Below are 23,452 nucleotides of genomic sequence, written 5' to 3' on the forward strand. Positions count from 1 at the left end.
CATTAAACGAATCATCATTTCTGGAGGCGGAACTGGAGGACATATCTATCCAGCGATCGCCATCGCCACGGCACTAAAAGACCAAGACCCTTCCCTCGAATTTCTATTCGTGGGCGCCGAAGGCAAAATGGAAATGGAAAAAGTTCCCAAAGCAGGTTTCAACATTCAAGGTTTACCGATCGTGGGCATCAACCGCCAGAACATGGCCAAAAACCTGATGTTTCCCTTTAAACTCATTCAAAGCTTACGCAAAGCATTTCAAATTATTGCAGAATTCAAACCCGATGTAGCCATCGGTGTGGGTGGTTATGCCTCAGGTCCGATGTTAATTGCCGCTTGGGTCAAAGGAATTCCTTTCTTCATCCAAGAGCAAAATTCGTTTGCAGGGATCACCAATAAAGCACTAAGCGGCAAAGCCAAACATATTTTCGTTGCTTACCCCGGCATGGAAAAATTCTTCGGGAAAGATAAAATTACCTTATCCGGAAATCCAGTACGAAAAGACTTAATTGACCTAGCTGGAAAAAAAGATAAAGCAAGCTCGTTTTTTGGTCTTGATCCGAATAAAAAAACAATCCTGGTTATCGGCGGTAGTCAAGGGGCTCGAAGCATCAATCTAGCCATCCAAAACGGATTAGCTGCCATAGCGGAAGCGGATGTCCAATTAATCTGGCAAACAGGGGTGTCGTTCGAAAATGAGGCAAAAAAGGCCTCAGGGGCCACTAATGGACTCAAAAGTTATGTGTCGGCCTTTATTTACGAGATGGATTTAGCGTATGCGATAGCCGACTTAGTGGTTTCCCGTGCTGGGGCGCTCAGTGTTTCTGAAATTTGTTTGGCAGGGAAACCGAGTATTTTGGTTCCATTCCCGAATGCTTCCGAAGATCATCAAACTGAAAATGCAAAAAGCCTGGTGAATAATGGGGCTGCCCGCTTAGTATTGGATAAAGATGCGCAAGCAGATTTGGTACCTACCGCATTAAAGACACTAACAGATAAAACTGTATTAACTGAATTGGGACTTCAAAGCTTAGCCATGGGTAAACCATACGCGGCCACAGAAATCGCCCAAGCTATTTTAAACGACATGAACCCATGCGCATAAACGTTTCCATGACAGACTTGAAACAAGTCTACTTTCTAGGCATCGGCGGCATAGGAATGTCGGCCATCGCCCGCTGGTTTCTGTACAACGGATACCCCGTCGCTGGCTATGACAAAACCGAAAGCCCATTAACGCGTACGCTCGCTAGCGAAGGAATGGTCATTCACTACGAAGATTCAGTTGATCAAATCCCGGCCATCTGCTTAGCTGAATCTGAGAAGTGTTTGTTTATTTATACGCCAGCGATTCCGGCCGACCACATTGAAAAGAATTATTTGTTGGCCGCCAACATCCCCTTGTGGAAGCGTTCGCAGATTTTAGGCTGGATCACGGAACAAATGCCCACGCTAGCCGTGGCAGGAACACACGGAAAAACAACGACTTCCTCATTATTGACCCATTTGTTAGTTCATGCCAAGCAAAATGTGACGGCATTTTTAGGTGGAATAACTCAGAATTACGGGACAAACTTCATTCCAAATCAAGGGCGTGAAAACATGGTTTGCGTGGTTGAGGCCGATGAATATGATCGATCGTTTTTGACATTACATCCCACGGCAGCGGTAGTTACATCAACGGATGCAGATCATTTAGACATCTACGGTGGAGCGGAACAAGTGCTTGAATCGTTCCAATTGTTTGTGGACCAAATCAAACCTGACGGATTTTTCATACAAAAATCAGGCTTGACACTAAGCTCGAAAGAAACGGGGTACACCTTTGGGATTAATCAAGGGGATTATCAAGCAACGAATATTCGCATTGAGAATCACCGCATGGTGTTTGACATGCTTTACCCAGGGGGTAAAATAACGGATATCCCGATGCGTATTCCTGGGTTTCACAACATTGAAAATGCCTTAGCAGCTAGTGCGTTAGCGATGCACCATGGTTTAGGACCTGATGAAATCAAAGCGGGAATTGCTTCATTTAAAGGGGTCAAACGCCGGTTTGAGTACCATGTAGAGACTGAGGACCATGTGATGATCGATGATTATGCACATCATCCGACCGAAATTAGTGCTTGCCTGACATCCGTGAAAGCTTTATATCCGGATGAAAAAATTGTTGCTATTTTTCAGCCCCATTTATTTTCGAGGACACGTGATTTCTTGGATGATTTTGGCAAGAGCTTGGCGATTGCAGATGAGATCTATTTATTAGACATTTACCCAGCCAGGGAATTACCAATTCCAGGCATTACATCGGAATTACTTTTGAGTAAAATTCCCCTGGAGAAAAAATCTGTCATCAGCAAAGAAGACTTTATTCAGCGTATGCAAGCCGATAAACCACGCTTATTAGTCACGATGGGTGCAGGAGATATTGACTTGCTTTTGAATGATTGTAAATTGGCCTTAACTTCGTAGCATGAGTCCCTCCACAAAAATCAAAATACAGCGTTTAAAAAAGATCCTGAGTATCGTAATACTCATGGGATTGGCGATTGCCGCTGTTGTCTATGAGGAGATCAGCTACAACGAAATAAAATGTACAGGACTCATCGTTAAGTTAGATTCTGAAAACGAAAAACCTTTGTTGGGCAAGCAGGATATTAATTTAATGGTGACCAATCAGGGGAGCGATTATTTTCTAAATAAGCCCTTGAATGAGATTTCGTTACATCAAATCGAACAACGTGTGAAGCGCATTCCACTGGTTAAATCCTGCGAAGCGCACCATGATTTTAGTGGAAAAATAATTATTTCGGTTAAAGAATATAGTCCTATTGCACGGATATTGCGCTTTACATCGGGGGAATCGAATTTGAGAGATCAGTATGTGACGCAAGAAGGCCGACTCATCTCCACGAGTGATTTGTTCACCCCGCGTATTTTAGTTGTCTCCGGACCATTCTTTAAGGACAGCCGGCGCGACCTACGCGACGCGCGCGGCAAAACGCTTTTACCCTTCTTGGAATTCATTAATCAGGATGAATTTTGGAAAGCACAAATTGCGCAAGTTATCGTGGCAGAGGATGGTGGAATTGTGATGGTACCCACCATGGGAAGAACGTATATAGACTTCGGTTTGCCTATTCACATCGAAACGAAATTTAAAAAACTGGCTTTATTTTATAAGAAAATCATTCCAAATAAAGGTTGGGATACCTACTCGTGGATACATCTAAAATATAAGAATCAGGTAATTTGTGATTATTAGGCATTTTAGGTAATTTCAAAGCTAAATCACCTTTCCGAGGTGAGTTCATTATACAATACATGTAATTTTTATGCGGAACGATTTGATCATTGGTCTAGATATTGGTAGTTCATTTGTTAAAGCAGTAGCGGGCAAGCAAAATGCACAAGGTCAGCTGGAGATAGTAGCCACTGGAAAAGCATCCACAACAGGATTCATTTTAAACGGTGAAATTGTCAATATCAATAAAACTTCCGCAGCTATTTCTGAGGCAATCAACCAAATTGCGGTTGCCCTACCTGGAAAATCAAAAGAGTATTATTTCTCGTCCAACTTATCAGGAAGTCATATTGCTGTTAGCCCGTATACGATCACGAAACAGCGTAAAAATCCATCTGAACCTGTCTCTGTTAAGGAGATTTTGGAGATTACAGAGGAAGCTAAAAAATCAATCGCGGAGAAAAATCCATGTGTATTGCACACGCTACCTACAGGTTTTACCGTAGGCTCATTACCTGAAACCTTAGATCCAGTAGGCCAAGTGGGTCCACGTATTCAAGGGGATTTCATGGTCATCACAGCGCGTCAAGATAAATTTGATTTATTCCGCAAGACCTTAGCTTCTGCGGAGTCAGACCACATTAAGGGTGGTAATTTATATTTTAGCCCCTTGGCTAGTTCAAGCTCGGTATTAAGTGCAGAAGAAAAGCAGCAAGGTGTTGTATTAGTGGATATTGGCAGTGGAACAACTGAAATTAGTATCTATCAAAACAGACGATTGAAGCATGCCAAAGTGTTAAACTGGGGTGGCGATCGCATTACAGAAGATATCAAAGTGGGGCTTGATGTGACTTTAGAGCACGCAGAAGCCTTGAAAGTAAATTTCGGTTCGGCACTTCAAAAATTGATTGAAATCAATGAGGTTGTCATGATTCCAGGAATGGCTGGACGTAAACCTACGCCGGTCTCCGTTCGGAATTTAGCGATCATTATCGAGGAGCGCATGAAGGAATTAGCTGCTGTTGTCATGGCAGAAATTCAAAAAACAACGAATGTTACGGCATTGCGTGGCGGAATCGTCCTATGTGGCGGTGGCGCAACCTTACCTTACATCGATGAATTATTCCAAAAAGTAACAGAGTTAGAGACGCGTGTGGGCATTCCAAATGCAACCGCATCCGACGAAATCAAAGATCCATCGTACGCTACGTCCGTGGGACTAGTCCAAGTATATTTCGACCAATTAGAAAATACGGATGATGCGGCACCTGAGACAAGCTCTCAAACGGATTATATCCCAACCAGTGGTAATTCGACGAAACAAAAGCCTCCATCGATCAAATCGATTTTCGGCCGTTTAGTTGAATCGCTTGTTGGCAGTGATGAAGAAGGCGGCGAATACTAATCCTTTTTACGCCAAGGTTTTTTCTTGCCTCCTTTTTTGAAACCTCCTCCTGAGAAAGCTGGCTTTTTCGATTCTGGACTATATTCAGGTACGGGTCCGAATTCTTCGGGTACGGCTGATTTGGTTACCTCTTTTTCCAATAAGCGCTCGATAGCCGCAAACTTCCGTTGTTCCGATTCCGTAATTAAGGTGTAGGCAGTTCCCTTCGTTTGGGCACGGGCCGTACGACCTATCCGGTGAATGTAATCTTCCCCGTCATTGGGCACGTCGTAATTGATAACTAATTCGATTTCATCGATATCGATTCCCCGACTCAAAATATCGGTGGCTACTAAAATCTTCGTTTTCTTATTTCGGAAATCTTGCAATACTTGCTCGCGCACATCTTGCTCCAAATCGGAGTGAATTTCTTCCACCGAGAAACGTGCACGCTTCAAGTCGGACGTCAAGGACTTCACATTCTGTTTCCGGGAACAGAAAACAATCACACGGGTATAATCCTGGCGTTTCAATAAATACTTCACCAAAGGACTTTTTTGCTTTTCATATACCACAAACGCTTCCTGGACAATAGCCTCCGGGGGTTTGGAAACGGCGATATTTACTTCTACGGGATCTTCCATCAACTTCCGAGCAAGATCGCGCATCTTCGGCGGCATGGTCGCAGAGAACAAGAGGTTTTGACGCACCTTAGGTAGGTGACCTGTGATCTTCATCAGGTCATCATGAAAACCCATATCGAGCATGCGGTCCGCCTCATCTAATACTAAGTATTTAACATGCGATAGATCTACATAACCCATATTTAAATGGGCAATCATGCGGCCAGGAGTACAAACTACGAGGTCGACCCCCGAAGTTAGTGCCGTCTTTTCAGTCGTAAATGAATTACCATCACCGCCACCATAAACCGGCATGCAGCTAACATTGGTAAAGTACCCTAAACCTTCCATGTTACCGGCAATTTGCACGGCAAGTTCACGAGTAGGTACAATAATCAAGGCATTGATGTGATCTTCGGAATGCTCTTCCGTTAAAATCTTATGGATGATTGGCAACAAAAACGCAGCCGTTTTCCCAGTACCTGTCTGCGCCGAAGCTAGGACGTCTTTCCCCGCTAAAATTGGCTTCATCACCTGCTCTTGCACAGGTGTCGCCGTCTTGTAGCCCATGGAATCAATCCCTTCTAATAATCGTTCGGCTAAGCCAAGTTCTTTGAATGTCAAAATGTTCTTTTTAAGACTTACAGTCACTATTCGCTAGTCACCAGTCATGTTATGTATATTATTTTACTTCTTACCTCTCACCTCTTAACTCTCACCTCTAAAAACCCATTTCCTTTTCAATCAATTGAATCAGAATATGAATCACTTTAATATGAATCTCTTGAATACGATCAGCGTAACCAAAATGGTCCACACGAATTTCGAAGACATTTTCGAAAGCGGCCAACTGACCCCCATCTTTTCCAGTTAATAAAACAACCGCCATACCTTTGGCTTGCGCGGCTTTTACGGCTTCAATGATGTTTGCAGAATTACCACTTGTTGACAGTCCAAACAGCACATCACCCGCATTTCCCAATCCTTCAATAAACCGAGAGAACACATAATTATATCCAAAATCATTACTCACGCAAGAGATATGCGATGGATCCGAAATGGCCAAAGCAGCTAAAGCTGGTCGGTTTTCCCGGTAACGGCCCGACAACTCCTCCGCGAAATGCATCGCATCGCAATGGCTTCCCCCATTTCCACAGGCAATGATTTTTTTGCCTTGTTGGAGTGCGCCAACTAAACATTGTGCTGCTTTTTCGATGGATTGAATTTTAGCTGGATTGCTAAAAAATTGATCTAAGACGTGTTGGGCTTCCTGAAGGTTTGCCTGGATAATATCTTTCAAATGAATCTAATTTTGCGTAAAGATACGCATTATTTAAAAATCCCCACCGGCTCCACCACCACCGAAATCTCCGCCTCCAAATCCACCAAAATCAAATCCGCCTCCACCTGATGAGCCACCCCGATCAAATCCACCACCGCCAAAAAACACGGGTGGGAAGAACATTCCGCCCCCGCGCGATCCAGGACCTGATCCGCCACCGCGATTTTTGTAAGCTTTGATGATCGAAATAATAATGAATACTAATACGATAATAAATACGACCGGTATACCCTCAGGATCATCCGAACCATCCGATTGAAATTGACCCGAAGCGCGTTGCATCATTTCAGTTGTGGCCATATCTAAACCACCATAATAATCACCGCGCTTAAATTTAGGCTTAAGAATTCGGTTGATAATCCGCTTACAAGTAGCGTCTGGTAAGACATCCTCGATGCCGCGTCCCGTCACAATCCGAATCTTTCGATTGTCCATGGACACCAAAATCACGACACCATTATTCTTGTCTTTTTGACCTACTCCCCACGATTTACCGATGGCCATCGCATAATCGTATGGATCAGAACCACCTGTGGTAGGCACAAGTACAACTGCAAATTGAGTGGATGTTGAATCTGCATACCCACGTAGCTTTTGCTCTAATTGTTGGACCTCATTCGCTTGCAGCAAACCCGCTTGATCCAACACATAACCCGAGGGTTTCGAAGGAATTTCCTGTCCGAAAAGGCTAAGCGAGACCAATAAAAATCCAATAATTAATCTAACGCTATTCCCCATACGAAAGCTCATCCGACAATTCATTTACATCTTCCCGTTGATACGGAAAATAAACAGCTAAAGCCTCTCCAATGCGGCGAACGCCTAAAGCAAGACCTGAACCATATTCATTTTTGGCTAATAAAGGGCGCATCTCATCCCGAATGGTTTCCCAAAATTCAAGAGGTACATTCGCATCAATTCCCTTATCGCCTATGATCGAGAACTTCCGATCTTTGACAGCCAAATACACCAAAACTCCATTTTGCAAATCCGTCTGGTGCATGCCTAATTGAAAAAAGAGCACCTTCGATCGTTCGATCGGGTGCCCTTCACAATGACTTTCCACATGCACACGAATCTCTCCAGAAGTCTTTTTTTCGGCCTCCTGAATCGCTTGAATAATTTCTGCTTCGTGCGCTGCGCTTAATTGCATCTTATTTCTTCTCGTCAAAATTTACTTCCGGCGCTTTTTCAGCACCTGCTTCTGCTTGGAAGAAGCCTTTCTCAGCAAATCCTGAGAAGGAAGCAATCAGGCTATTCGGGAAGGTTACGATTAACGAGTTGTAGTTTTTTACAGCCCCATTAAAACGATCACGCTCTTCTTTGATGCGGTTTTCAGTACCCTCTAACTGCGCTTGCAATTCAGAGAAATTCTCAGTCGCACGCAATTGTGGATAATTCTCCGCTACAACCATTAAACGAGATAAAGCACCTCCTAAAGAAGATTGAGCTGCTTGATATTTTTGCATATTCTCCGGACTCAAGTCCTTCGCATCTAATTTCATTTGCGTCGCAGATGCACGCGCCTGAATCACTGCTGTTAATGTCGACTTTTCAAAATTAGCTACTCCTTGTACCGTTTTTACCAAATTCGGGATTAAATCCGAACGTCTTTGATAAGCACTCTGTACGTTAGCCCAAGAAGCCTTTACTTCCTGATCACTTGTGGCCATGCTATTTCTCGATCCAATTCCCCAAAAAATCACCAAAGCAACTACGCCTAAACCAATCCAAATTTTCTTATTCATTGTTTTAAAATTTAAGGTTTTTTTGTCCTCGCAAAGGTATGCATAAATACATTTCCCTTGCGAATTTTTCCATCAAAATGCTTTTTCAAGGATAAACGTTCCTTTTCCCTCCATTATTTTATTTTTATCTTGTGCCCATGTTAAAAAATATTCCCAATCCTCCGCAAGCAACGGAAATTCCGCACGCATTAACGATACATGGTGACTGCCGACAAGACCCCTATTTTTGGCTAAATAATCCTGAAAATCCAGCAGTCATCGACTACCTCACGCAAGAAAACGCGTATACCGAGAGCGTACTCAAGCCTACCGAAGCGCTACAAAACGAGTTATTTGAGGAAATGAAGGGACGGATGGTTGCCGATGAACAATCAGTTCCCTATTTCAATGGCAAAGATTGGTTCTATCACCGCTATGAAACCGGTGGCGAATACCCATTGTATTGCCGGAAAAAAGGTAGCCTCGATGCGCCGGAAGAAATACTTTTGCACGGGAACCAATTAGGCAAAGACGAAGCCTATTTCGCCGTAGGCGGTTTGGCATTATCCGATAATGAACAAATGCTGGCTTATGCCACCGATACGGTGAGTCGGCGCAATTATACGGTTTACTTTAAAAACATGTTGACGGGGGAATTACTCGCCGACAAGATTGAAAATACCGAAGGAGGTTCCTATGCGTGGTCGGCAGATTCAAACTACTTTTTTTACCTACTGCGTGACCCACAAACTTTATTGGCCTCCAAGGTACTCCGCCATGAAATAGGTACAGATTCTTCGCTCGACGTGCTCGTTTATGAGGAAAAGAACGAGGAATGCTACATGGGGCTGAGCCGGAGCAAGTCGAAGGAATATATATTTTCGGTGTCGAGCCAACAAGGCGTTTATTCTGAATACCGGATTTTAAAGACAGACAATCCAACGGGGTCATTCGAGGTATTTCAACCAGGCGAACGTGGATTAGAATATTTTATTGAACACCAGGCGGATCGTTTTTTGATTCGAACGAATTTTCAAGAGGCGACCAATTTTCAATTAATGGCTTGCCCAGTAGATGGTCCCACCCACAAGTCGCATTGGCAAACCGTGGTTGCCCATCGCCCCGATGTTTTCCTAGAGGATTTTGATGCGACGACCGCGTGGATTGCCTTAGAAGTAAAAACAAATGGCCTCTCGCAAATTCAATTGATTCAAGGGGATTCCAATGAATTCATTCGAATGGAAGAGGACGTTTTTCAAGTCAACATTGGCATAAATGCACACTATTCAAGTCATACCCTTCGCTACAATTACACCTCATTAACCTGTCCAAATTCAGTTTTGGAATATGACGGAGCCACGAAAAAGTCAACCTTATTGAAGGAAGACCGGGTGCTTGGGGGATTTGACAAAAACGAATACCAGTCGGAGCGCCTCTGGGCCACCGCGCGTGACGGGGTAAAAGTGCCCATTTCGTTGGTCTATAAAAAAGGATACCAAAAAGGTCCGCTCCTACTGTATGCTTACGGCTCATACGGTTACAGCATGGATCCTTATTTTTCTTCCAGTCGTTTGTCCTTGTTGGATCGTGGATTTGCGTTCGCGATTGCGCATATTCGCGGCGGGCAGGAAATGGGGCGCCACTGGTATGAGGATGGAAAAATGATGCGTAAAATGAATACGTTCACTGACTTCATCGATTGTGGAAAGCATTTGGTTAGCATCGGTCAAGTGGACGCGCACCGCTTATTTGCCCAAGGCGGATCTGCCGGTGGGATGCTGATGGGTGGAATTATCAACATGGCCCCTGAATTGTTCGCGGGCGTAATTGCAGCGGTACCGTTTGTGGATGTCGTGACCACGATGTTGGATGAAACGATTCCGTTGACGACAGGTGAATGGGAAGAATGGGGAAATCCGAAAAACGAGGAACATTACCACTACATGAAATCGTATTCGCCCTATGACAATGTGACGGCGCAAAATTACCCACATGTATTTGTGACTACAGGTTTACATGATTCGCAAGTTCAGTATTGGGAACCTGCCAAATGGGTCGCTAAACTACGTAAGTTAAAAACCGATGACAAGATCTTATTGCTCGACTGTGATATGTCGGCCGGTCACGGTGGCGCCTCGGGACGTTACAAACGCTTTAAGGATATTGCCAAAGATTTCGCGTTTTTGATTGGCATTAATGAGACGATCGCTGCGCAATAAGCATGCGATCGTTGCCATGAAAATCTTTTAAAAGTTGGACGTTTTCAAATCCTTGTGCTTCCGCCATGGCAACGTTTTGTGCACCAAAAGCTCGATTAATTTCAAAGCAAAGGTATCCTCCGGGATTCAATCGCTCCTGAGACATTTCACCAATCACCCGGTAAAATTTCAGGGGATCTTCATCCGGAACAAACAAGGCCAAATGCGGCTCGTAGTCTAGAACGTGAGCTTCCATTTCCGCCTTTTCGGCGTCCAACACATAAGGCGGATTTGAAACGATGATGTCCCACATTTTTGCATCGTCTTGCCAGGCAAAAACATCTTGTTGCTGGAAAGTAACATGTGCGCCTAAATGACTGGCGTTTTCTTGTGCTTTCGCGATCGCTTCTGGAGCCACATCCCATGCACTGACCTGGGATTGGGGTGCTTCCAACGCCAGTGAAATCGCAATACAGCCGGAACCGGTACCTATATCTAAAACATGTGTAGTTTCAGAGCTTATCAATTTCAATACCTGACTAACTAGCTCTTCCGTTTCCGGTCGCGGAATCAGTGTATCGGAATTCAAGGAAAATAATCGGTCGTAAAAATAGGCTTTCCCTGTCACGTATTGTAGGGGTACCCCGGCGGCAAGTTGGGCCAAATCAGCTTTAAAATTGACCGGCTCCTCCACCGCTTTTTCCATCAAAATATCCAAGGTATTTACCCCGCATTTCATGTTCAAATATGCATGTGCAATGGCCTTAGCTTCCGTGGCTGGATAATTTGCGGCAATGGCCTGCTGAATTTGTTGAGATAATGCGTTTACTGATACAATGAACATACAATAAATTTCGTTTCTCTATTGAACTGAGCTTTGCCAATCCTGAAAGGTTTGGCAAAGCTACGGAACTCATAGTTGTTTGGCAAAGAAAAAAATTATCCTATATTTGAAACGTAAAATCCAATTAACTATGAACGTAAACAGAAGAGAAGCCATCCAGCGGGTAGCCATCCTCATGGGCGGCATGATTTCCGCCCCCGCCATGGCCGGCATTCAGGGACAAAAATCACATCCCACCTTCGTGCAATTCTCAGCTTCACAAGAATCATTAGTAGCTGAAATCGCCGATGTAATCATTCCAACAACCGATACACCAGGTGCCAAAGCGGCAGGCGTAGAAAAATTTGTCCTACGTGTAGTTCAAGATTGTTATCCAGAAGCAAGCCAAAAAACATTCGCGGCTGGGTTGGCGAAATTGGACGCCGACTGCCAAACGCGATTCGGTAAAGGCTTCGTGGATGCATCCTTAACGCAACGCAAAGACGCATTAACCACTTGCATGTTAGAATCCGATGCAGCACGCAAAAGCTCAAAAGGCCAACCGACCTTCTTCTTCATGATGAAGGAATTGACTACCACAGGCTATTTTACGTCTGAAATCGGGGCAACCAAAGCATTAGACTACCTGTCGATACCAGGTAAATTTGACGGCTGCATGCCATTATCTCCAACTCAAAAAACCTGGGCACTATGAATCTGAATATTGACGCAATCAAATCCATGACCTATGACGCCATCGTGGTGGGATCTGGAGTTTCCGGTGGTTATGCCGCCAAAGAATTAACTGAAAAAGGCATGCGGGTACTTGTTCTTGAAAAAGGCAAGAAATTCGACCACGTGACCGCCTACGAACCTAGCTATAAAGATCCTTGGGATTTTAAATATAATGGCTTACTGACCAACGAGCAGAAGGCTTCGCACCCAAAACTTTCCCGTGATTATCCGTACAACGAGATGACAGAGAAATATTGGATGAACGACGCTGACTCCATGTACAAAGAAGTAAAGCGTTTTGACTGGTTCCGTCCCGATATCGTAGGTGGAAAATCCATCATGTGGGGCCGCCAAACATATCGTTTATCTGATATTGATTTTGAAGCAAATCTAAAAGACGGCATCGCCGTTGACTGGCCGATTCGCTACAAAGACATCGCACCTTGGTATTCATACGTAGAGAAACACGTAGGTATTTCGGGAGAGGCATTGGGATTACCGCAATTGCCGGATTCGGAATTCTTGAAACCAATGGACATGTACTGTGTGGAAAAAGAAGTGCGTCAGCGCATCGAAAAGAATTTCCCGGGTCGTAACATGACGATTGGTCGGGTGGCCAACTTATCTGAAGCCAAAGAAGCACAATTGAAAATTGGCCGTTCTGCGTGTCAATACCGTAATAAATGTAGACTAGGTTGCCCTTATGGCGCTTATTTCAGTACGCAATCATGCACGTTGCCACCAGCAGCAAAAACAGGTTTATTGACACTGCGTCCAGATTCAGTGGTTTCTGAAATTTTGTTCGATAACGCTAAGCAAAAAGCAACCGGTGTACGTGTGATCGACACCGTTACTAAAGATGTACGTGAATACTACGCAAAAATCATCTTTGTTTGCGGTTCTACGGTAGCAACAACTGCGTTGTTATTAAATTCAAAATCATCTCGTTTCCAAAATGGATTAGGCAATGACTCCGGTGAATTAGGTCACAACCTAATGGATCACCACTTCAAAGTAGGCGCTTCAGGAACTTGGGAAGGCGATGAAGATAAATACTACATTGGCCGTCGCGCAAATGGTATCTACATTCCACGTTACCGGAACATCGGAAACGATAAGCGTGATTATTTACGTGGATTTGGTTACCAAGGTGGTGGCTCACGTGCCAGCTGGAATCGCGGCGTGAACGACATGAGCTTCGGTTCAGATTACAAAGATGCGATGACAAAACCAGGTCCATGGATGATGAACTTAGGTGGATTCGGCGAAACGCTACCGTATCACGAAAACAAAATGTATTTGGATCCGACGACCAAAGACAAGTGGGGAATCCCAGTGGTTGTCTTCGATGCTGAATTCAAAGAGAATGAGAAAAAGATGCGGAAAGATATGATGGAAGATGCCAAAGAAATGTTGGAAAGCGCAGGCTTGAAAAACGTTCGCGCATTCGACAATGGATCTTATCCAGGTATGGCCATTCACGAAATGGGAACAGCCCGCATGGGTCGCGATCCAAAAACATCCGTGTTAAATGGCAATAACCAAATGCACGGCGTGAAGAACGTATTTGTGACAGATGGCGCTTGCATGACTTCAACCTCATGCGTGAATCCGTCACTAACCTATATGGCACTGACAGCACGAGCGGCAGATTTCGCAGTCAAAGAAATCAAAAAACGTAACCTTTAATGAAATGGGCTTCGGCCCATTTTTTTTGCCTTATGAAAAAAATATTCACAACCCTCAGCCTGCTAACCCTCGGACTTACTGCTATGGCGCAATACCCAACGATAGGGAAGATTCACCGCTACGATGCGACACTCGACGCCTTGATCGATACAACAGCCAAAATTGAAATTGTGGCTAATGGATTTACGTGGTCGGAAGGGCCCGTTTGGGTGAAAAAAGAAGGGTATTTGCTCTTCACAGATGTCCCTGAAAATACCATTCACAAATGGTCAGAAGCGAAAGGACTTGAGGTTTTCTTGAAACCTTCCGGATATACAGGCACAGGCGTTTACTCACAAGAACCTGGCGCCAATGGCCTAATCATCAATAAAAAAGGGAATTTGGTTTCCTGTGAACATGGCGATCGCCGCATTGCCGAAATGCCCCTGAATCATCCAGAGCAGAAAAAAACATTAGCGCACCTCTATGAGGGCAAGCAACTAAATAGCCCAAATGATCTCGTTCAAAAGAAATCTGGTGACTATTATTTCACTGATCCACCCTATGGTTTACCTGGGCGTGGCAAACCAGAACCCGGCAAAGAACTCGATTTTCAAGGCGTATATCGAATCAATACCAAAGGAGAAATCAGTTTACAGATTAAGGACTTAGGCCGACCGAACGGTCTCGCATTCAATCCTGATGAAAGTATTTTGTATGTGGGAACCTCCGAACGACCAACACTCATCACGGCATACCCCGTGGATAAAGCAGGAAATCTAGGTGAAGGCAAACTGTTTTTCGACGCGGCGGAATTAGCCAAGCAAGGAATTCGAGGTGGCTACGATGGCATGAAAGTAGATGCCAAAGGCAATGTGTGGACCACCGGACCAGGTGGGGTTTTGATTATCAACGCATCGGGCAAATTACTGGGGCGCATCGCCACCGGTAACCCAAATTCAAATGTGGCTTTCGGGGGAGCAGATGGAAAATACCTCTTCATCACCTCCGACATGAACTTACTTCGCGTAAAAATAAAATAGGGGGCTTTCGCCCCCTATTTCTTATAATTCCTTAATCTTAATATTTCGGTACCAAACTGGATTTCCGTGATCTTGCAAAGCAATGCGCCCTTGCATATTCACCCCAAAACCTGGCATCGTTTTGAATTTAGAGCCGGCAACCATCGCCTTCCAATTCGCATCATCCGTACGTGTCTCCACCACTTTCGATCCATTTAAATACAATTGCAATAAGCCACGATTGTTGACAATACGTGCCGTATTCCACTCGCCCACTGGCTTAGTCACATTAACTGATGATTTAATCAAATCATATAAATCACCTGAATTATGCTTGTTGATTTTACCATCTGGATGACCTGCATCGTCTAAAACCTGCATTTCAGGGCCTGTATTGTATGTACTGTGGTATTTTACAGGATCTTCCGTAACGTTGAAGATGATTCCACTGTTTCCGTTTGGTGAGATTTTCCAATCAACCGAAAAATCGTAATTCACAAATTCCGCATCCGTGATTAAATCACCGCCATCTTTGCGCGCTAAATCAAATCCGATAACGCCATCCATAATCGTCCAAGAAGCGCCCACTTTACCTGGTTTACCGTAAGTATGCCAACCAGCAAATGTTTTACCATCAAACAATAATTTGAAACCTGCCTTCTTCTCTTGCTTGGAAAGTGTGTTTAGACCTTGCCCAAATGCCATCAAACCCGATGCCATACAAGCACAAAATAATATCAATTTTTTCATGAGTATAAATAAGTTTTTGAACTACAATACTAAAAAAAGAAATCTACACTTGTATCCCTCCGCGCAATATTTCCGCTGAAACCCTCCAAATTTATTCGTAAATTGCACGCTTATTCAACATACGTATGAAAACCAAAGTCAGTCCAAAGCCATCCATCAACATCGTTACACTCGGTTGCTCGAAAAATTTAGTCGATTCCGAAGTGTTATTTACCCAGTTGAAAGGCAATGGATTAGAGGTAACCCACGAAGCAAAAAAAGATACCGCTAACATCGTCGTGGTCAATACCTGTGGATTCATCGACAATGCTAAACAAGAATCAATCGATACTATTTTGCGCTATGCAGATGCCAAAGAAGCTGGCAAGATTGACAAACTATATGTAACTGGTTGCCTATCACACCGGTACAAAGATGATTTAGAAAAAGAAATCCCACTAGTAGATTCCTTCTTTGGGACAAACGAATTGCCCCGTTTATTGAAAGCGTTAAAAGCGGATTACAAACACGAGCTCGTGGGCGAACGCCTATTAACCACCCCAGCACATTACGCCTATTTGAAGATTGCCGAAGGTTGCGACCGCCCATGCAGTTTCTGCGCCATTCCATTAATGCGCGGCGGACACGTTTCGCGCCCCATGGATGAGTTGGTGAAAGAAGCGACTTCATTGGCCAAAAAAGGAACCAAAGAACTGATCTTAATTGCCCAAGATTTAACCTTTTACGGGTTGGATTTGAAGGGAGAAGGGAAATCAGGCCGACAATTAAAAGAGTTATTAGAACGTCTTTCCGATGTGCAAGGCGTGGAGTGGATTCGATTACAATATGCGTATCCAGCAGGTTTCCCAATGGAAATTTTGCAAACCATGGCTGAGCGTGAAAATATTTGCAATTACCTAGACATGCCACTTCAAAGTGGTTCAGACGCCATGTTGAAACACATGCGCCGTGGAATCACCCGCGAAAAAACAGAACAATTGATCACGGACATCCGTGAAAAAGTACCGAGTATTGCGTTGCGTACTACCTTAATTTCAGGCTACCCAGGTGAAACGGAAGCCGATTTCGAGGAAACGTATTCGTTTGTTGAACGCATGCGTTTTGACCGATTGGGGATCTTTAATTATTCGCACGAGGAAAATACCCACGCGTATTCGGTAGAAGATAACGTACCTGAGGAAGTGAAACAAGAGCGTTCGGATGAGATTATGGCGCTCCAACAAGGCATTTCGGAAGAATTGAATCAAGCGAAAATTGGAAAAACGTACAAAGTGATGGTTGACCGTAAGGAAAGCGGATTCTTTGTAGGCCGTACCGAACATGACTCCCCAGAAGTAGATAATGAGGTCTTAATTCCTGCGGAACAATATGCTCGTCAAGGAGATTTCGTTCAGGTGAAAATCAATAAGGCAGAGGAATTCGACTTATACGGCGATATCGTTTCTTAATAGCGCGGTATAGATGTGTCCACTTCCCGTGACCAAGCATCGATACCTCCAGCTAAATTCACCAAATTCGTAAATCCATGCGCCTGTAAGTGCTTCAACACATACATGGAACGCATGCCGTGATGACAAAGCACTACACCTTTAGCTTCTTTAGGAATTAGATCAATTTGTAAGGAATTCATTGGCATTTGAATCGAACCAGGTAGACTGGCTAAATCCCATTCAAACGGCTCACGTACATCCAGCACAAACTGAATCTCCCCAGATTGCAGTCGGCCAGCAGCTTCCAAAGCCGAAACTTCGATAGCCTCCACGGATTTAACAGGGAATATTCGATCCTCCGCATCCGCCGAACGCTCCATGCGAAATGTGTGCATCCGCATACTGCGTGAATCCCAGCGAAGTAAATTATTTTGGGCAGGAGAATCCATGCCAGTTAAATAGAAGATCGCTTCTTTGGCTTGCATTAAGCCGAGCATCCCTGGTAAAAATCCAAGCACACCCGCTTCGTTACAGCTCGGTATTTCGCCCGCACTTGGCTCATCGGGAAACAAACAGCGGTAGGTTGGCCCAGTCCCAAACGCATTACAAACAGCTAATTGCCCCTCCCAGGTATGAATAGCGGCATATACAAATGCCTTGCCGAACTTCACGCAACTATCATTAATCAAATAGCGGGTATCGAAATTATCCGTGCAGTCAATCACTAAATCAACATCCTGCACCAGACGATGATTAGCCAAAGAAAATTTAGCTTGAATGGCCTCCACGGAAACATGTGGATTGAGTGATTCGGCAAAAGCTTTGGCCAACAACGCCTTCGATTGCCCCACCTGATCGGTTCGGTAGATGATTTGTCGGCCTAAATTACTCAACTCCACCAGATCATGATCGATGATGGTCAGCTTACCCACTCCTGCCGCAGCTAAATAAGGAATCACGGCGACACCCAATCCTCCAGCGCCCACAATCAGCACGTGCGCATTTTTAAGACGCATTTGCTTTTCTGCATCCCATTCGGGAATGGCTAATTGTTTTTGGTAACGATTGATTTCTTCTGGTGACATGAGCAAATAAAAAAAGCCTCCTTGGTTTCAAGGAGGCTAATTTCGATAAAAATCTTGATATTATTTAGATCGACAAAGTACCCTTACGAGCAGAAGCGATTAACGTTTTCTCGAAACCGTTTTTGTTGATCGTACGAATTGCTTTCGCAGAAACTTTCATACGTACCCAAACACCTTCAGACTCTAAGAAAAACTTCTTTGTCTGCAAGTTTGGAAAAAACTTACGTTTTGTCTTATTGTTCGCGTGTGATACGTTGTTACCTACACGAGTTCTCTTTCCAGTTAATTGACAAACCTTTGCCATAATATGTTATTTTAAAAATTGAATGCGTTCTAAAAACTATTCCCCCTAAAAGGGATTGCAAAAGTAGGAAATAAATTGAAAAATCCCAAAGGTCAATACAAAATTTATAAAATGCATTTCAATGTGTATCTTTGGGCATGGCAAAGCGCAAGCAAGAAGAACCTGTTGTCAAGAAAATCATCTCCTCCGTCATCTGGCTGGGGACTTTGCCATTGTGTCTTTACACACTCCTCACCTACTTATTAAGTTACTCCCTCGTCATCGATCACTGGCTCGCCGGATTTATCATGATGACCTTGCCTTACGCACAATTACTTTGTTTTATCTCGTTGGTTTACTGGATTTTCCGTCGGGCCAAACGCGCCTTACTTCCCCTACTCGTATTAGCACTGGGTTACAGTTTTATTCAACGTAGTTTCGCTTGGAATACCTCGGTTAAATCGCCCAAATCTGCCATTCGCGTCATGAGCTATAATGTCTACGGCATGTATTCCAATAGTTTTGAAGCGAATAAAGAGAAAGTAAAAAACTTGAAAAAGTTTATGTTGGACTACAGTGCCGACATCAAATGCTTTCAAGAATTTTATTCCCATGCGGATCGGAAGGCGTATCGGTCCATCAATATGATGAAGGAGAATTATCCGCATTATGCATTTATTCCGCTGAAGGAAGAGTTGTTTGATGCCAATGAAAAAATGGGATTATCCATCTTTTCAAAATTCCCAATCATTCATCAGGAAGGAAAGCAATTTGGAAATTCAGCCAATGGTTATTTATTGGCCGACATCGTCGCCAAAGGAGATACATTTCGGGTCATTAATCTTCAATTATGGTCGATGGGCATTCGCGTCGGTAAAGTGACTGGCAAGATTCGCGATCAGGATTATGAAGATGCCAAACGTGAGGGACGCGGAATCGTAGCCTCGTTACGCAAGGGATTTATCCAACACAAGGATGAGATGATGCAGATCAATCGCCTGATTCAGCAGAGCCTCTACCCCGTGATTTTAGTGGGCGATTTAAATGAAACACCTTACGGGTGGGCCTATGGCACCTTGCGGGAGCGCTTGAAAAATTCGTTTGAAGAATCAGGACGAGGCTTTGGATTTACCTTAAATCGCAGCCCATTTTTCGTTCGGATAGACAACCAATTCTGCTCAGCAGAATGGCAAGTCACCCAATTTAGAACATTGCGAAACATCCGGTATACGGACCATTTCCCAGTAATAGCTGATTACACGCTAAAATAATTTACGCAATCGGAATCGTATCAGTCTGAATTCGCGCTCTCGGCGAATCATCAGCTCAATCGCACTACCCTCCTTTTTTTTCAGCATGCGGTAAATATCACCTAATCGAAATTGATCAACACGCTTGTTATTGATCATCCAAATTTCATCTCCAGGTAGCATACCAGCAACATCCGCGGGGGAGTCTGGATGAATGGTTTCCACCACAAACTTTCGGAAATCAGGACCTATGGCCCGCAAACCAAGTCCCGACATCCCATATTCAAAATCCTTTTTCCATAGCCTACCTATCGGCTTGATGACCACATACTGATCCAAGTAATGAAAGGTCAATGTAAAGCGACGAAAAAATTCACCCCCCAAACTAGCCTGCCAGGGATCTGCCGATTTACGAGCTGTCGAATCTGGAAATGTAGCTGGAACCTGCGACCATGACCACGGCCCTATCTCCAGTGCAGGCACGCGTCCCAAGCGACCGATGATTGGTCCATTTAATCCCTTTCCTAAATTAAACCGTTGCTTCGATAGCTGAAATTGTGTGCTATCGGATGCGCTTGCCTCGACCAATAACACATGGCCAGCACCGGTATCCATCAACAGCCGATTGGGTAATTTCCCTTTTAATCCCGTCAATCCCGCCTGATGTAAATAAGGCTTATTGTCGGTGAGATCAATGGGCAAACGCAAACCTTTTCGCCGCTTGTATCGATACCGACTAGGTTGCGTTAATATCAAGCGCGAATGCGCGTAATCGATGGTCACGACGACATTAGCAAATAACTCATAGCCAATAATCCCATGAATCTTGGTCCCGATTGAACTTGACAAATTCAATAAATCATCGTTGACATAAATCAAATTTTGATGCAGCGCATACGCCGGTCCCACTTGAAGTTTGGTATCGATGACCACATGGGCTTTGAGGGATTTGTGAATGCCTAAGCCATTTAATTCGACGGTGCGAATGGATGTTAGGCCCAGTTTGGTCACGACAGTGGTATCTGTTAATAACGTGGCTCCCAAGCCCGAGTCAACGAGAAAACGAAGGGTGTCTGAATGGTTAATGCGCAACGGAATTACCACCAGATTGGCATGCAATTCGAATGGAATTTCCACCGACTTCCTTCCTGAATTCCAATGAAAGCCAATAAACGATTCGCCTGCTGAAGTGGGGGCTTGGCTAAATGCCCCCAGCGTCACACATAAAAAACACCAACATAGGAATGTTCTCATCTTGGGCAAATTGGTCCCTGAATAACGGAAAATTAGTTTATTTTTGTTTCATCCTTATGAAGAAAAAATCCTCAAATCAGCTTTGGAAAGTTCTCGGAACGAGCTTCAGCGTAGCCGTGACAATCGGGGGTACCATAGGAACAGGCATTTTACGCAAGCCAGGACCCATCGCAGAACAATTACATAATCCATGGCTCATTATCTTTTTATGGGTAGCTGTGGCCATCTATGCACTTTTGGGTGTGAGCTGCGTGTTGGAATTAAGCTTATCTATTCCCAAAGCAGGTGCTTGGTACGGCTATGCTGAACGGGCATTTGGTCGATACATTGGGTTTATCGTGGGACTAAGTTCATGGCTGGGAACGGTCAGTGCGTTGGGATTCGGCTCGTATACATTCAGTGAATATTTAGCCCTTTTGATTCCTGCTTTGGAGCCCTATTTGATTTACAGTGCCGTCGGAATTCTCGTCATTTTGTGGGGCTTTCACCAGTTAGGTGTTGTGATGGCCGGGAAGTCACAAGAATGGTTAAGTGGGATCAAAGCCGTTGCCCTCCTACTTTTCATAGGCATTTGTTTCTGGTATGGTGAAGGGGGTGTTTGGGCCGAAAATGCACCTATTCCAAGTCAGAGTACCCTCTGGTCGGGAATTTTAGCGGCTCTATTGTCCATTTTTTATGCCTTCGATGGCTGGCATACGGCCGCCTATTTTACCGAAGAAAATAAGGATCCTGTAAACACCATGCCCAAATCCATGTTCATCGGCGTGATTTCCGTAGCCAGCATCTATGTATTAATCAATGTGGGGATTTTATATTCTATGTCGCTGGCAGATCTAAGCCAAAGCAAATTAGCGGCTTCTGACGCTATTGGGCACTATTTTGGACCGGGAGCTGGTCGGTGGATTACCACTTTTCTAATGCTCAGCATCTTAGGGATTTTAAATACCCAGGTCATGTTTGCTCCGCGAGTAATTTACTCCATGAGCCGCGATGGCCTATTTTTTCCGCAAGCATCACGCGTAAATGCGGCGGGTAGCCCAACTTTCGCTACGCACTTAACGGTGGGAACGGCCTGTTTATTTTTGTTTAGTAGTAAAGCCATCAGTGACCGACTTTCAGATATCGCAACCTTCTTTTTTGTGGCCAGTTATTTAGCAGGATTTGCTTCGTTGATTCGCTTGCGCAAGACAGAACCTGAGCTTCACCGACCATACCGCGTGTGGGCCTATCCGATGTTGCCCTGGTTATTGGTATTTATTTCAACTGCTTTTCTAGTGGGTACTTTGGTGCAAAACTTGAGTAGTCTACCCTTCGTGGGACTATTCATGCTCGTCAGTTATGGAATCTATAGATTCGTTTTAACGCAACGCGTTTAACAACGTAATCACATCCGCCTTACTCGCAGCGACTGAACGATTCGCCAAATTTGATAGGATACTAAAGCGGTACATGTTGCCTTTGGCATTCTGGTAAAAACCAGAAAGATCATACGTATTTCCAAATGAACCCGACTTGGCCCAAGCCGTACCGTGTTGGAGTTTAACATTGCGCATCGTACCTGATCGACCTGATTGCGGCAATAACACTTTCAATTTTTCCATCGGCACCTCATTTTCCAATTCCCGAAGGATCTGAATCATGTCTGTTGGCCGCACTAAATTATAGCGCGACAAGCCCGAACCATCCACCCAGCGGAGGTCGGCAACCACCGAATTTTCCTTTTTCAATTGCTCAATGATTTTGGCAGTGGGCCCTGACCAACCGCGTTTCGCGGCGATCAAATACAACAATTGTTCCGCAATTTGATTGTCGCTCGTATACATCATGGGAACAAGCAGGCTGTCGACGAGTCCAGCATAATGGATTTTTGCGGCAGCAGGTATCGCGCGCGTTTGAGTCACGATTGATTTCTGCAAGGTATCCGCTAATAAACGAGCCGTCAATTCTACCGAGGTCATAAATGGGATGGCTTGTTTAGGATAGGCCGTGGTGTCGGGCAAATCTAGGTGATTGGAGTCACGCGCACGCAACACCTCTTTTTGCTTGGTGATGCGTATATCTTGGCTAAATCGTTTCGGAGAAATCTGCCAAACACCCTCCTTTTTTTGTACACTAATTTGGTTGTTGTAGAGCGGCAAAAGCGAAATTTCCGCTGAGTAATCATCATTATAATCATCCCAAGCCCAGCCGTCACCTAAGGCTTTTACCTGACTTGCATCATCTGCGTAAACGAGTACTTTGTTACTTGCCTGTAATTTTTTCAGTAAGGCATCGCCTTTTAAATGGGGATGCATCAAACTGGGATCTCCCGTACCCCAGAAAAACAAGGTATCGGCGGTTTCATGATATTTGAATGACGGGATGGAATCGGAAAGATTTCGTTTGGCGAGGAGCATGGTGGCCAACTTCATATTGGAAGCAGGCATAAAAAACTGGTCAGCCTGATACGTAAATACGATATTTCCCGTGGCAACTTCTTCAATGAGTACGCCACTGAATTGCTTGGGAAGCGAGGTTGAATGAAAGGCTTTTTTGACGCGAAGCGAGGTACATGAACTTAAGAAGGCCAACAAAACTACGAGGTAGGTTAATTTAGTCATGCGTCAAATTTGGTCTTTAAAGGTACCAAAA

22 protein-coding genes are annotated in these 23,452 nt (G+C 44.3%); 11 read left to right on the plus strand and 11 right to left on the minus strand.

The window, feature by feature from the left end; genetic code table 11:
* Position 1 precedes the first annotated feature (1 nt).
* The 4 genes from murG to ftsA all read left to right on the plus strand — a co-directional run bounded on the left by murG (position 2) and on the right by ftsA (position 4,652).
* Positions 2–1,105 (plus strand): undecaprenyldiphospho-muramoylpentapeptide beta-N-acetylglucosaminyltransferase, encoded by a 1,104-nt coding sequence (gene murG, locus U0R10_RS08770; RefSeq protein WP_377983860.1) that lies wholly within the window; start codon positions 2–4, stop codon positions 1,103–1,105.
* Positions 1,096–2,475 (plus strand): UDP-N-acetylmuramate--L-alanine ligase, encoded by a 1,380-nt coding sequence (murC, locus tag U0R10_RS08775; protein WP_377983593.1) that lies wholly within the window; start codon positions 1,096–1,098, stop codon positions 2,473–2,475. The genes murG and murC overlap by 10 nt, the downstream gene beginning before the upstream one ends.
* A gap of 1 nt (position 2,476) precedes the next feature.
* Positions 2,477–3,268 carry a cell division protein FtsQ/DivIB gene (locus tag U0R10_RS08780; protein WP_377983594.1) on the plus strand — a complete coding sequence of 264 codons (792 nt, stop codon included), beginning with the start codon at positions 2,477–2,479 and terminating at the stop codon, positions 3,266–3,268.
* Between the two features lie 70 nt (positions 3,269–3,338).
* Positions 3,339–4,652: a cell division protein FtsA gene (ftsA, locus tag U0R10_RS08785; protein WP_377983595.1), complete on the plus strand. Its 1,314-nt coding sequence runs from the start codon at positions 3,339–3,341 to the stop codon at positions 4,650–4,652.
* Here the strand turns inward: ftsA and U0R10_RS08790 are convergent.
* The 5 genes from U0R10_RS08790 to U0R10_RS08810 all read right to left on the minus strand — a co-directional run bounded on the left by U0R10_RS08790 (position 4,649) and on the right by U0R10_RS08810 (position 8,344).
* A complete protein-coding gene (locus U0R10_RS08790; RefSeq protein ID WP_377983596.1) occupies positions 4,649–5,878 on the minus strand; it encodes a DEAD/DEAH box helicase in 1,230 nt (409 codons plus the stop codon). The genes ftsA and U0R10_RS08790 overlap by 4 nt on opposite strands.
* 97 nt (positions 5,879–5,975) lie before the next feature.
* The gene (gene lpcA / locus U0R10_RS08795) at positions 5,976–6,560 is read right to left on the minus strand and encodes a D-sedoheptulose 7-phosphate isomerase (protein ID WP_377983861.1); all 585 of its coding nucleotides are present in this window, start codon (positions 6,558–6,560) and stop codon (positions 5,976–5,978) included.
* Positions 6,561–6,587: 27 nt separating this feature from the next.
* On the minus strand, positions 6,588–7,346 hold the full coding sequence (locus tag U0R10_RS08800; RefSeq protein WP_377983597.1) for a TPM domain-containing protein: 759 nt from the start codon (positions 7,344–7,346) through the stop codon (positions 6,588–6,590).
* On the minus strand, positions 7,324–7,749 hold the full coding sequence (locus U0R10_RS08805; protein ID WP_377983598.1) for a TPM domain-containing protein: 426 nt from the start codon (positions 7,747–7,749) through the stop codon (positions 7,324–7,326). The genes U0R10_RS08800 and U0R10_RS08805 overlap by 23 nt, the downstream gene beginning before the upstream one ends.
* Before the next feature lies 1 nt (position 7,750).
* Positions 7,751–8,344: a LemA family protein gene (locus tag U0R10_RS08810; RefSeq protein ID WP_377983599.1), complete on the minus strand. Its 594-nt coding sequence runs from the start codon at positions 8,342–8,344 to the stop codon at positions 7,751–7,753.
* A 137-nt stretch (positions 8,345–8,481) separates the two neighbouring features.
* Between U0R10_RS08810 and U0R10_RS08815 the strand changes: the two genes are divergently transcribed.
* Complete coding sequence (locus tag U0R10_RS08815) at positions 8,482–10,542, plus strand: S9 family peptidase (RefSeq protein WP_377983600.1); 2,061 nt, start codon at positions 8,482–8,484, stop codon at positions 10,540–10,542.
* Here U0R10_RS08815 and prmC read toward each other — a convergent pair.
* Positions 10,517–11,365 carry a peptide chain release factor N(5)-glutamine methyltransferase gene (gene prmC / locus U0R10_RS08820; RefSeq protein WP_377983601.1) on the minus strand — a complete coding sequence of 283 codons (849 nt, stop codon included), beginning with the start codon at positions 11,363–11,365 and terminating at the stop codon, positions 10,517–10,519. The genes U0R10_RS08815 and prmC overlap by 26 nt on opposite strands.
* Positions 11,366–11,495: 130 nt before the next feature.
* Here prmC and U0R10_RS08825 point away from each other — a divergent pair, with 130 nt between their 5' ends.
* From U0R10_RS08825 to U0R10_RS08835, 3 genes are read left to right on the plus strand one after another with little or no spacing between them, the layout of a single operon-like run.
* Positions 11,496–12,059 (plus strand): gluconate 2-dehydrogenase subunit 3 family protein, encoded by a 564-nt coding sequence (locus U0R10_RS08825; protein WP_377983602.1) that lies wholly within the window; start codon positions 11,496–11,498, stop codon positions 12,057–12,059.
* Complete coding sequence (locus tag U0R10_RS08830; protein ID WP_377983603.1) at positions 12,056–13,768, plus strand: GMC oxidoreductase; 1,713 nt, start codon at positions 12,056–12,058, stop codon at positions 13,766–13,768. The genes U0R10_RS08825 and U0R10_RS08830 overlap by 4 nt, the downstream gene beginning before the upstream one ends.
* Positions 13,769–13,800: 32 nt before the next feature.
* Positions 13,801–14,790, plus strand: a complete 990-nt coding sequence (locus tag U0R10_RS08835) for an SMP-30/gluconolactonase/LRE family protein (RefSeq protein ID WP_377983604.1) — start codon at positions 13,801–13,803, stop codon at positions 14,788–14,790.
* 21 nt (positions 14,791–14,811) lie between these two features.
* Here U0R10_RS08835 and U0R10_RS08840 read toward each other — a convergent pair whose 3' ends face one another.
* Positions 14,812–15,519 (minus strand): 3-keto-disaccharide hydrolase, encoded by a 708-nt coding sequence (locus U0R10_RS08840; RefSeq protein ID WP_377983605.1) that lies wholly within the window; start codon positions 15,517–15,519, stop codon positions 14,812–14,814.
* A 125-nt stretch (positions 15,520–15,644) separates the two neighbouring features.
* Between U0R10_RS08840 and rimO the strand changes: the two genes are divergently transcribed.
* Positions 15,645–16,967, plus strand: a complete 1,323-nt coding sequence (rimO, locus tag U0R10_RS08845; protein WP_377983606.1) for a 30S ribosomal protein S12 methylthiotransferase RimO — start codon at positions 15,645–15,647, stop codon at positions 16,965–16,967.
* Here the strand turns inward: rimO and U0R10_RS08850 are convergent.
* The gene (locus U0R10_RS08850; protein ID WP_377983607.1) at positions 16,964–18,034 is read right to left on the minus strand and encodes a ThiF family adenylyltransferase; all 1,071 of its coding nucleotides are present in this window, start codon (positions 18,032–18,034) and stop codon (positions 16,964–16,966) included. The genes rimO and U0R10_RS08850 overlap by 4 nt on opposite strands.
* Before the next feature lie 64 nt (positions 18,035–18,098).
* Positions 18,099–18,338 (minus strand): 50S ribosomal protein L28, encoded by a 240-nt coding sequence (rpmB, locus tag U0R10_RS08855; protein ID WP_377983608.1) that lies wholly within the window; start codon positions 18,336–18,338, stop codon positions 18,099–18,101.
* 137 nt (positions 18,339–18,475) lie between these two features.
* Here rpmB and U0R10_RS08860 point away from each other — a divergent pair, with 137 nt between their 5' ends.
* Complete coding sequence (locus U0R10_RS08860) at positions 18,476–19,588, plus strand: endonuclease/exonuclease/phosphatase family protein (protein ID WP_377983609.1); 1,113 nt, start codon at positions 18,476–18,478, stop codon at positions 19,586–19,588.
* Here U0R10_RS08860 and U0R10_RS08865 read toward each other — a convergent pair.
* A complete protein-coding gene (locus tag U0R10_RS08865; protein WP_377983610.1) occupies positions 19,580–20,821 on the minus strand; it encodes an aspartyl protease family protein in 1,242 nt (413 codons plus the stop codon). The genes U0R10_RS08860 and U0R10_RS08865 overlap by 9 nt on opposite strands.
* A 56-nt stretch (positions 20,822–20,877) precedes the next feature.
* On the opposite strand from U0R10_RS08865, the gene U0R10_RS08870 reads away from it, so the two are divergent.
* Positions 20,878–22,197 carry an APC family permease gene (locus U0R10_RS08870; protein WP_377983611.1) on the plus strand — a complete coding sequence of 440 codons (1,320 nt, stop codon included), beginning with the start codon at positions 20,878–20,880 and terminating at the stop codon, positions 22,195–22,197.
* Here U0R10_RS08870 and U0R10_RS08875 read toward each other — a convergent pair.
* Positions 22,180–23,421, minus strand: coding sequence for a D-alanyl-D-alanine carboxypeptidase (locus U0R10_RS08875; protein ID WP_377983612.1), 1,242 nt, complete (start codon positions 23,419–23,421; stop codon positions 22,180–22,182). The genes U0R10_RS08870 and U0R10_RS08875 overlap by 18 nt on opposite strands.
* Between the last annotated feature and the right edge of the window lie 31 nt (positions 23,422–23,452).

Source organism: Aquirufa avitistagni, assembly GCF_042715545.1.
Lineage (GTDB): Bacteria > Bacteroidota > Bacteroidia > Cytophagales > Spirosomataceae > Aquirufa > Aquirufa avitistagni.

Coding starts and splice junctions, on each gene's coding strand:
- U0R10_RS08835 (WP_377983604.1), top strand. CDS start 13,801: ATGAAAAAAATATTCACAACCCTCAGCCTGCTAACCCTCGGACTTACT.
- U0R10_RS08815 (WP_377983600.1), top strand. CDS start 8,482: ATGTTAAAAAATATTCCCAATCCTCCGCAAGCAACGGAAATTCCGCAC.
- ftsA (WP_377983595.1), top strand. CDS start 3,339: ATGCGGAACGATTTGATCATTGGTCTAGATATTGGTAGTTCATTTGTT.
- rimO (WP_377983606.1), top strand. CDS start 15,645: ATGAAAACCAAAGTCAGTCCAAAGCCATCCATCAACATCGTTACACTC.
- murC (WP_377983593.1), top strand. CDS start 1,096: ATGCGCATAAACGTTTCCATGACAGACTTGAAACAAGTCTACTTTCTA.
- U0R10_RS08870 (WP_377983611.1), top strand. CDS start 20,878: ATGAAGAAAAAATCCTCAAATCAGCTTTGGAAAGTTCTCGGAACGAGC.
- U0R10_RS08850 (WP_377983607.1), bottom strand. CDS start 18,034: ATGTCACCAGAAGAAATCAATCGTTACCAAAAACAATTAGCCATTCCC.
- U0R10_RS08860 (WP_377983609.1), top strand. CDS start 18,476: ATGGCAAAGCGCAAGCAAGAAGAACCTGTTGTCAAGAAAATCATCTCC.
- rpmB (WP_377983608.1), bottom strand. CDS start 18,338: ATGGCAAAGGTTTGTCAATTAACTGGAAAGAGAACTCGTGTAGGTAAC.
- U0R10_RS08825 (WP_377983602.1), top strand. CDS start 11,496: ATGAACGTAAACAGAAGAGAAGCCATCCAGCGGGTAGCCATCCTCATG.
- U0R10_RS08810 (WP_377983599.1), bottom strand. CDS start 8,344: ATGAATAAGAAAATTTGGATTGGTTTAGGCGTAGTTGCTTTGGTGATT.
- U0R10_RS08780 (WP_377983594.1), top strand. CDS start 2,477: ATGAGTCCCTCCACAAAAATCAAAATACAGCGTTTAAAAAAGATCCTG.
- U0R10_RS08865 (WP_377983610.1), bottom strand. CDS start 20,821: ATGAGAACATTCCTATGTTGGTGTTTTTTATGTGTGACGCTGGGGGCA.
- U0R10_RS08830 (WP_377983603.1), top strand. CDS start 12,056: ATGAATCTGAATATTGACGCAATCAAATCCATGACCTATGACGCCATC.
- U0R10_RS08805 (WP_377983598.1), bottom strand. CDS start 7,749: ATGCAATTAAGCGCAGCGCACGAAGCAGAAATTATTCAAGCGATTCAG.
- U0R10_RS08875 (WP_377983612.1), bottom strand. CDS start 23,421: ATGACTAAATTAACCTACCTCGTAGTTTTGTTGGCCTTCTTAAGTTCA.
- prmC (WP_377983601.1), bottom strand. CDS start 11,365: ATGTTCATTGTATCAGTAAACGCATTATCTCAACAAATTCAGCAGGCC.
- U0R10_RS08840 (WP_377983605.1), bottom strand. CDS start 15,519: ATGAAAAAATTGATATTATTTTGTGCTTGTATGGCATCGGGTTTGATG.
- U0R10_RS08800 (WP_377983597.1), bottom strand. CDS start 7,346: ATGAGCTTTCGTATGGGGAATAGCGTTAGATTAATTATTGGATTTTTA.